The sequence below is a fragment of the Rhizobium nepotum 39/7 genome (assembly GCF_000949865.1).
Classification (GTDB): Bacteria; Pseudomonadota; Alphaproteobacteria; order Rhizobiales; family Rhizobiaceae; genus Agrobacterium; species Agrobacterium nepotum.
This window is the reverse complement of sequence record NZ_JWJH01000029.1, coordinates 20,638-29,240: the sequence shown is the minus strand read 5'-3', so window position 1 is coordinate 29,240 and position 8,603 is coordinate 20,638. Positions and strand designations below refer to the sequence as shown.

Here is an 8,603-nt window from a genome sequence, read left to right as displayed (position 1 = left end):
GCCCCAGCACCAGGCCGATGACGCCGGAAAATGCCACCGCTGCAAGACCGACGATGAGCGACGTTCTCGCACCGTAGATGACGCGTGCGAGAACGTCCCGCCCCTGACCGTCCGTGCCGAGCCAATGACCGGACAATCCCCCATCCGCCCAGATCGGCGGCACGAATTTCAAGTTGAGATTACGCTGGCGCGGGCTGGGCAGCGGCAGATAATTTGCAAAAAGCGCCGCAAGGACTATCATCCCGAGAATTAGGACACCGACAGAGCCGTTACGGCTAGTCAGGAGCGAGCGCAGTGCGGCGGCGGTCCCGTCTCGGGGCGTCTTGAAGCCGGCGGTGTTTTGAAAGGCCATCGGTCCGCACCCTAAAGCTTGACACGTGGGTCGATCGCTCGGTAGAGCAGATCGGTCGCGAAGTTGATGAGGAGCGTCATCAGCGTAATGACGAAGACCGCGATCTGGATAACCGCCATGTCTTTGGTATAGATTGCGTTGACGACGAGCAGGCCGAGCCCGGGCCAGGCGAACACCGTTTCGGTGACAAGTGCCCCGCCCAGAAGAGCGATCACATGCAGCGAGGTCATGGTCAGCGCTGGAATGAGGGCGTTGCGCAGGACGTGCTTGAACACGATCACTCGTTCGGGGATGCCTTTGGCCCGCGCCGTGCGGACGTAGTCGCGGCCAAGCACCTCCAGCATGCTGGCGCGTATGAGCTTGGTGAGATCCGCCGCAAAGCCGGTTCCAAGTGTTACCGCGGGCAAGATGAGATGCGCAAAGCTGCCCCCGCCTGATACAGGAAGGACGCGCAGCCAGACACCGAAGACCAACACCAGCATGATGCCGACCCAAAACGTCGGCATGGCCTTTCCGAGAACCGAAATGCCGGACACGATGACGTCTGAAGCGGTATCGTGCTTCAGCGCTGCGATGATGCCGCTGGGCACAGCAATGGCGATGGCCACAACCAGTGCGCCGGCGGTCAGCAGCAGTGTCGCAGGAATGCGCTCCAGCACGATGGGCAGCGCCTCTGTCCCATAACGGTAGGAGACGCCGAAATCGCCGCTTAATATGTTGCGCATATAAACCAGGTATTGCACGTACCATGGCCGATCGAGACCCCACGCCGCCACCAGCGCCAGCCGGTCTGCTTCGGTTGCATCCTCTGGCACCAGCAGCGCTGAAGGGTCTCCCGTCAGATAGACGAGGATGAAGACGATCAGCGAGACAATATAGAGGACCGGAACGATCTGAACCAGCGAACGCTGCAAATAACGCAAGTTCATGCCGGAACCACATCCTCGGCAAAGATCATCTCGTCGAAACGACCGCCGAATTTTACGCGGTCATTCACGCCATAGATCGACTGCGGATAGATCAGGCCGATACGGACGCGCTGGTCGGCGACGATTTCCTGCGCCCGGCGCAGGATCGCAAGTCGCTCGTCCTCGTTGCACGCATTGCGGACTTTTTCCCGTAGGCTGTTGAACTCGGCATCGGCCCATTCGTAATGGCGCTTGAACTCTTCCTGGAACAGCGAGGAACCGTCGGTGTAGGAACCCATGCCCCACAGGTAGAGTTCACCGAAACCGTCCGCGGTCAGGCGGCTGTTGTAGATGGTCCAGTCGAGAACCTCGAGCTGCGGACGAAAACCGGCATCTTCGAGATAGCCAATGACGGCCTCGGAGATTTCGCGGTCCTTGACGTAGCGGCCACTGGGCGTGCTGAGCTTGATTGTCGCGCCATCCTGGCCGGCCTCCCGCAGCAATGCACGGGCCTTTTCCGGATCATAAGTCAGGCCGGCACTCAACGCCGGGTTCGAACCGGGAATCTTATTCGGGAAGAAGCCGCGCGTCGGCGAGCCGTAACCATTGACCACCTGCTTGGCAATGGTCTCACGATCGATGGCAAGATCGATCGCCTCCCGGACACGCGGATCGTGCGTCACCCATTTTTCGCCGGTGCGGACATGCAGCGCAAGATTACGGGCAATATCGAAGGAGATAATGCGAGTACCCTGATTGGCCTTGATGCGCTCGATGTCCTCTGGCGGAATATTCACCGCGATGTCGACGCCACCGGTGATGAACTCCGAAACGCGTGTCGCCGTTTCGGGAATGGCGCGGATGATGACAGCATCCCATTTCGGCTGGCCGCCCCACCAGTTGGCATTTTTCTCCAGAACCAACCGGTCAGCCTTGCGCCATTCCTTGAACCTGTAAGGCCCGGTGCCGACCGGATTGTGGAAGAATGCTTCCTTGTCGCCTGCCGCTTCGAAAGCCTGCTTAGGCAGAATGCCGGCGCCATTGCCGACAAAAGCGTGGAGCAGCAGCGGGTTCGGATAGTTCGTCTCGATTTCTAGCGTATGGTCGTCGATGACCTTCACGCCTTTCACGGAAGAAAACTTACTCGTGCTTTTCAGCTTAGGGTCGCCCTGTGTCCGCTCAATGGTGAACTTCACGTCGTTAGCGGTGAACTTACGCCCGTCGTGCCAGTGAACGTCATCGCGGAGGTTGAAAAGCCAGCGCACCTGGTCGTCGGTCGACCACGACTTCGCAAGGTTCGGGGTGAAGACCAGTGTTTCGCCGGAAAAGTCCTTCGTTACCAAATAATCGTAGATATTGACGAGCGCCGATTCCGTGCTGTTGTTGCCATGATCGGCCGGATCAAGCGACAGAATGTCGTTGCCCTGAGCTATTGAGAGAACCTTTTGGTCGGCTGCGAACGCGTTCGGTGCGCGCGAAAGGCCAACCGCCGCGGCAACTGGCAGAAAGACCCCGCTTACCGATAGTTTGACGAAAGTACGACGCGTTGACTGCATTACAAATCCCTCTCAAGCTTCCCGACACCGTGACCATCTCAGGGCTTGGGCGGCGGCTTCAAATCCGGACGGCTTGCGATCGTTCAAGCCACTGTTACAAATTAAGAATTCGCCTGGTAACGAAACGACGAAAATCGTACAGAATTGTCTGTTTTATAGAGGCGTGAGAGGCGTGATCCGAGCAATAAACTACTAAAACTATCGAATTAAATAAATTAATGAACCATCAGCCGCCCGTCGCCGGAAATGTCAGTTTACGGAAGGGAAGGGTTGTGGAGCTGCAGCACGACTTACCGGGCCGTTGAAGAGCGCATCCTTGGGGTAGCAATAGCTGCGGACAGCAATGCATTCGGCGAGCCCGACGTTTGTTTGGTCATCGCCAACCCCTGCTTTTCGAAAAAGCCGCGATCCAGCACCACATAGAGTGGTAGAAACATCACCGATTGGAAGAGCTGCGAGACGACGACCTGTTTCTGTTTCTGGTCCCCGGCAGGCGGCACTGGGGCGATAGCAAGGCCACAGCCTGCCAGGAGAATTCGTTTCAGTAATTCTTTCATTGTAGTTACCGCTGATGAGCTCGAGAGTGGAATGGTTCGGACATCAAGACCCGTGTGATTCGATTTTTCTTTCCATGGCCGCAGTTTGCGTTCGATATAGTCGACCGCAGAATAGACCCCGAAGCCGATCATCATCAGCATGAACCCCGGCCCAGACCGAGTTGAGATCGTACAGACCCGAGGCTGTAAAGATCATGTGTCCAAGGAAATAGGTGACACCCGTCGCCGTCTTGCCGTCGGTGGCTTTTTCGATCTTGGAGACTTCGCACCTCGCCTTGTACTCGAAGTTCGACAACCGCTTCAGCGCATCGAGGACGCAGGTCTGCGGTGACGCCTTGGAATAGTTCAGACAGCTGTAGCGACCACAGAATCCGCAGGGCCCGAGGCTGCGAAGCATTCGAGGCAGGCAACGTGAGCGGGTGATAGCCAAGCTCTTTCGCCGTTGTGCGAAACAGCGCCGCATCGTAGGTGTCAGGCAGCGGTGGCAGCGGGTAAGGGCGCGACCATCATCGCTGCGGAGATGGGGCCCGCCGCATTCGTGCGCACAGTACCCGCGCCCACAGGTAGCGATAGTGCCTCCGTTGGCGATGCTTTCAGAGCTTCCGTTGAGGCCGCCATCGCCGACTTGCAGGAAAATGGCATTACTATTGCGGCCCTGATCGTCGATTCGATCTTTTCGAGTGATGGCATCTATGCTGATCCCGCCGGCTTTCTATCGCCTGCGGTCGAAGCGGTTCGCAAGGCGGGCGGGATGTTCATTGCCGATGAAGTTCAACCAGGTTTCGGACGAACCGGTGCGGGCATGTGGGGATTTTCGCGCCACGGCGTGCTTCCCGATATCGTGACGATGGGCAAACCGATGGGGAACGGCTTTCCAATGGACGGCGTCGTAACGCGGCCCGATCATCTGTCGCGCTTCGGCGATACGGGCTACTTCAACACATTCGGCGGTAATCCGGTAGCGGCCGCTGCGGGACTGGCGGTACTCGACGTCATGGCGGACTAAGGACTGATCGAGAGTGCCCGCATAGTGGGAGACCATTTCCTTGCGCGCCTTTTGGAATCGAAAAACCGTTGTGACCGAATAGGCGGGATAAGAGGCATCGGCCTTTTCATCGGCGTCGATCTGACTATCCATGACGGAGCGACACCAGATCCAACCACGCGGGGCATTCTGCAAACGGCTTGCTACAACGGGTTCGCCTCGCCATTGCCATGGGGATCATTCCGGGTCGAAATGGACTTGAAGCATAGTCTTGGGATACTGGGACTCTGGGGCAAGGCTAAAGTGGCAATTCCATGAACACGACGAGTCCGCCGGGAGCGCGTGACGATGGCTTCAGATTCAAATCCGCATTTTTTTCAGCGATTTTCCTCTGGATGAATCGACCCCGTGGCTTCTCCGTGGCTCAGCTGGCTTCCGGCGGCTCGAGGGCCAAGCTGAAAGGTTGCGTGCGAAACTGGACATCAACACAGAGCGTCTAGTAGCAGCCGGAAACTTGACGTCACGGCCATTCTACGCCCGTGTCAGGGCTCTGATAGAAAACCAACACGCCAGTGACAATGAGAAAATCGTTCAGGAACTCAGGCAGAAGCCCGGTCCCATGAGGGTAGCCCCAAGAAAAAGCCGCAGTGAGAGTAACTATGCCTTCGCGACGCAGTTCGCAGCCCTCACATAATCAGTAAGGCAGGGCAAACCTCAGGCCCCGTCGAGTTGTACGTTGGAGAGTTGTAGCCAAGGCGGGTTGTCGGCGTACATCTCGCGAATGAGTTGCTTGATCTCTTCGATCCTCCCCTTCGCATCGTCGCGCCTGAAACTCATGATGACCGGCGAGGTGGCGTTCTCGTCCTTTATGGTGCGGTAGCACACGTCGTCGGGTCTTTGCCGCTGCGACGCCGCGGGAATGATGCACAAGCTCACCCCGGCCGCTACGATACCCAAAGCGGTCTGGATTTCACGTACCTCTTCCACGCTGCCAGGAGAAATGCCTTGCTCGGTCAACATGTTGAGGATTTCGTCTGCAAAGCTCGGACGCGGGGCCGATGGATAGACGATGAGCGGTTCACCCTCCAGTTCGGCAAGTGCGATGGGATCCGAGGAAAGCGATTTCGGATGTCCCTTGGGAAAAGCAACGACCAGTCGTTCCTCTCGAAGCGTCAACCTCTCCACCTCCCTGTCGTTGAAGCGAACCCTGCCGAAGCCGAGATCGATCTGCCTCTCCTTGAGAGCGATGACCTGCTCGGTCGACATCATTTCGCGGATCTCGATGTCGAGTTCCGGCCAGCGCCGGTGCATGCGGCGAACGAGGTCCGGCATGCCGCCATAAAGGGTCGAGCCAACACAGCCGATGACGTAGCGCTCCCGTTTGGACAAGCCGATTTTGCGCGTCTGCTCTCGCATGTGCTCTGTCCGGGCAATGATCTGTCCGGCCTGTTCGTAGAAGAAGCGGCCGGCCTCGGTCAGATCGAAAGGGCGGTTCGACCGGTCGATTAGCAGAACGCCCAGTTCGTCTTCCAATTGCTGAATCTGCCGGCTGAGGGGCGGCTGCGCGATATGCAGAATGTCCGCGGCACGCGAGAAGTTTCGCGCGCGCGCGACAGCAAGAAAATAGCGCAGCTGCCTCAGTTCCATCATTATACCTTTCAGGTATTAAAACCAACTTTTATAGTTTTGGACTGATTTCAAAGTGAACGCTAATTTCCTCGTAATCAAGGGAGGAAGCTTGGTGTCTACGGAAATCCGCGTCAGCGCAATCGAGACGATTATACTCGATCTGCCCACCATTCGACCCCATCGACTGTCGATGGTGACCATGAACCGGCAGAGCATGACGATCGTCCGCGTTCGCTGCTCCGACGGCTTCGAGGGGCTCGGAGAGGGTACAACGATCGGCGGTCTCGCCTATGGGCCGGAAAGTCCAGAAGGCATGAAATTGACGATCGACGAGTATATCGCGCCACTGCTGATCGGCCGTGACGCGACGCGCATCCAGGCTGCGATGGATCTCGTCGCCAAATCCGTAAAGGGAAATCACTTCGCTAAATGCGCGGTCGAGGCCGCCCTGCTCGATTGCCATGCGCGCCGCCTCGGTCTGCCGATGTCGGAACTGCTCGGTGGGCGCCGCCGCGACAGCCTGCCGGTCGCCTGGACGCTTGCCTCCGGCGACACTGCCAAGGACATCGATGAGGCGCAAGCTATGCTCGATCGGCGGCGGCACAAGGATTTCAAGCTGAAGATCGGCGTAAAATCGATTGAAGATGATATCCGCCATGTCAGCTCAATCCGCAAGGCACTGCCGGACTTGGCCACCATCCGGGTCGACGTAAACATGGCGTGGCGGGAGCGGGAGGCGCGTAACGCAATCCAGGCTCTGGCCGACGCCGGCTGCGTACTGGTCGAACAACCGGTGCAGGGGATCGCACCGCTCGCCCGTCTGCGGCGGACGTCCCCGATCGCCATCATGGCCGACGAAGTTCTGGTTGGACCTGAAAGCGCGCTCGAGGCGGCGACTGCACGGGCGGCCGACGTGTTCTCAATCAAGATCGAGCAAGCGGGAGGGCTGTTTGCTGCCGCCCGGGTGATCGCGATTGCGGAAGCTGCGGGCGTCAGCGTCTATGGCGGCACCATGCTGGAGGGGCCGATCGGCACCGTCGCGGCATCTCAGCTGATGGCAGGCGTCAAGGAACTGGAATGGGGTACCGAGTTCTTCGGTCCCCTGCTTCTGACCGAAGAAATCCTGGAGGAGCCGCTTCGCTTCGAGAACTTCGAGCTGCAATTGCCAAAGGGTCCCGGGCTCGGAGTGACGCTCGCCGGGGAAGCCATCAATCGTTTCCGCAGGGATGGCAAGCACGCTTCGACCTTGCGCGTGGTGGGGTGAGATTATGCTGTTTCATGTACGAATGAATGTGCGCATTCCCCATGATCTGCCCTCGGAGGAAACGGCGGAGATCATTGCACGGGAAAAGGCCTATTCGCAGGAACTGCAGCGCAGCGGCAAGTGGCGGCACATCTGGCGCATCGCCGGCGAGTACGCGAACTACAGCGTCCTCGACGTGAACGACAACGCGGAGCTGCATGAGATTTTGTCCGGCCTGCCGTTGTTCAAGTTCATGGACATCGAGGTGACGCCGCTGCTGCGGCATCCCTCCGCCATCCGCGACGATGATACCTAGTGCCATCAGCGGCGGTGCCCGGGAGGACAGGAACCGCATAGCTTTGTGAGCAATCCAAGAGGAGGATAAGAAGTGAGCGTCAAGATTTTCAACAGGTCAGATATTCAGGACTTTCTCAAAGTCCTGAGCGGTCTTGACAAAGAGGGCGGCAATCCGCGCGTCAAGCAGATCGTTCATAGGATCATGGCCGATCTGTTTAAGGCGATCGATGATCTCAACATCACCCCTGACGAATACTGGACCGGCATTGCCTGGCTCAATGACATCGGTGCCGCGGGGCAGGCTGGCCTGATCTCGCCAGGTCTCGGCCTCGACCATTTCCTCGATGAGCGCCTCGATGCCATCGACGCGGCGCTCGGCATCGAGAACCCGACCCCGCGCACCATCGAAGGCCCGCTCTATGTGGCCGGCGCCCCGGTCTCGGAAGGCTTTGCCCGTCTTGACGACGGCAGGGACACCAACGGCCATACGCTGATCATGCATGGAACCGTTTACGACGCCGGCGGCAAGCCGCTGCCGGGCGCGACCGTTGAAGTCTGGCATTGTGACACCCGCGGGTTCTACTCCCACTTCGACCCGACCGGACTACAGGCGCCGTTCAACATGCGCCGCACGATCATCGCCGATGCGAAGGGCTGTTACAAGTTCCAGAGCATCGTGCCACACGGTTACGGTGTTCCTCCGGGCAGTCCAACCGAACAGCTGCTGTCTGCGCTCGGCCGTCATGGTCAGCGTCCGGCGCATATCCACTTCTTCATCAGTGCCGATGGTCACCGCAAGCTGACCACCCAGATCAACATCGACGGCGACCCGCTGGTCAATGACGACTTCGCCTACGCAACCCGGGACGGTCTCGTGCCGACCATTATCGAGCGCACCGACGAGGCCAGCATGAAGGCCAACAATCTCACCGGTCCGTTCGCAGAGATCGAATTCGACATTCATCTCACCGCGCTCGTGAACGGCGTGGACAATCAGGTCAACGAGCAGCGCCAGCGCGCCGCGGCGTAAGATCCCTGCGGCGGCTGAAAGAGGCCGCCGCGCCCGAAACATCGTG

8 protein-coding genes and 1 pseudogene are annotated in these 8,603 nt (G+C 58.7%); 4 read left to right on the top strand and 5 right to left on the bottom strand.

Annotation, left to right across the window (positions count from 1 at the left end):
- The 4 genes and pseudogenes from RS75_RS22420 to RS75_RS26960 form a co-directional block, all read right to left on the bottom strand.
- Positions 1 to 352: pseudogene (locus RS75_RS22420) on the bottom strand (ABC transporter permease); the annotation flags it as partial.
- 11 nt (positions 353 to 363) lie between these two features.
- Positions 364 to 1,281, bottom strand: a complete 918-nt coding sequence (locus RS75_RS22415) for an ABC transporter permease (RefSeq protein ID WP_045024601.1) — start codon at positions 1,279 to 1,281, stop codon at positions 364 to 366.
- On the bottom strand, positions 1,278 to 2,816 hold the full coding sequence (locus RS75_RS22410) for an ABC transporter substrate-binding protein (protein ID WP_045024600.1): 1,539 nt from the start codon (positions 2,814 to 2,816) through the stop codon (positions 1,278 to 1,280). The genes RS75_RS22415 and RS75_RS22410 overlap by 4 nt, the downstream gene beginning before the upstream one ends.
- 290 nt (positions 2,817 to 3,106) lie before the next feature.
- Positions 3,107 to 3,514, bottom strand: coding sequence for a substrate-binding domain-containing protein (locus RS75_RS26960; protein WP_045024598.1), 408 nt, complete (start codon positions 3,512 to 3,514; stop codon positions 3,107 to 3,109).
- 340 nt (positions 3,515 to 3,854) lie between these two features.
- Between RS75_RS26960 and RS75_RS25925 the strand changes: the two genes are divergently transcribed.
- Positions 3,855 to 4,379 carry an aminotransferase class III-fold pyridoxal phosphate-dependent enzyme gene (locus RS75_RS25925; RefSeq protein ID WP_052679736.1) on the top strand — a complete coding sequence of 175 codons (525 nt, stop codon included), beginning with the start codon at positions 3,855 to 3,857 and terminating at the stop codon, positions 4,377 to 4,379.
- Positions 4,380 to 5,072: 693 nt separating this feature from the next.
- On the opposite strand, the gene RS75_RS22390 is transcribed toward RS75_RS25925, so the two are convergent.
- Positions 5,073 to 6,005: a LysR family transcriptional regulator gene (locus RS75_RS22390; RefSeq protein ID WP_045024614.1), complete on the bottom strand. Its 933-nt coding sequence runs from the start codon at positions 6,003 to 6,005 to the stop codon at positions 5,073 to 5,075.
- Positions 6,006 to 6,099: 94 nt separating this feature from the next.
- Here RS75_RS22390 and RS75_RS22385 point away from each other — a divergent pair, with 94 nt between their 5' ends.
- The 3 genes from RS75_RS22385 to catA all read left to right on the top strand — a co-directional run bounded on the left by RS75_RS22385 (position 6,100) and on the right by catA (position 8,557).
- Positions 6,100 to 7,251 carry a muconate/chloromuconate family cycloisomerase gene (locus tag RS75_RS22385; RefSeq protein ID WP_045024612.1) on the top strand — a complete coding sequence of 384 codons (1,152 nt, stop codon included), beginning with the start codon at positions 6,100 to 6,102 and terminating at the stop codon, positions 7,249 to 7,251.
- A 4-nt stretch (positions 7,252 to 7,255) separates the two neighbouring features.
- Positions 7,256 to 7,546: a muconolactone Delta-isomerase gene (gene catC / locus RS75_RS22380; protein WP_003521927.1), complete on the top strand. Its 291-nt coding sequence runs from the start codon at positions 7,256 to 7,258 to the stop codon at positions 7,544 to 7,546.
- Between the two features lie 72 nt (positions 7,547 to 7,618).
- On the top strand, positions 7,619 to 8,557 hold the full coding sequence (gene catA / locus RS75_RS22375; RefSeq protein WP_045024596.1) for a catechol 1,2-dioxygenase: 939 nt from the start codon (positions 7,619 to 7,621) through the stop codon (positions 8,555 to 8,557).
- Positions 8,558 to 8,603 lie beyond the last annotated feature (46 nt).

Bases quoted from the DNA above. Each gene is read 5' to 3' on its own strand.
- RS75_RS22415 (WP_045024601.1), bottom strand. From the start codon at position 1,281: ATGAACTTGCGTTATTTGCAGCGTTCGCTGGTTCAGATCGTTCCGGTC.
- RS75_RS22410 (WP_045024600.1), bottom strand. From the start codon at position 2,816: ATGCAGTCAACGCGTCGTACTTTCGTCAAACTATCGGTAAGCGGGGTC.
- RS75_RS26960 (WP_045024598.1), bottom strand. From the start codon at position 3,514: ATGCTGATGATGATCGGCTTCGGGGTCTATTCTGCGGTCGACTATATC.
- RS75_RS22390 (WP_045024614.1), bottom strand. From the start codon at position 6,005: ATGGAACTGAGGCAGCTGCGCTATTTTCTTGCTGTCGCGCGCGCGCGA.
- catC (WP_003521927.1), top strand. From the start codon at position 7,256: ATGCTGTTTCATGTACGAATGAATGTGCGCATTCCCCATGATCTGCCC.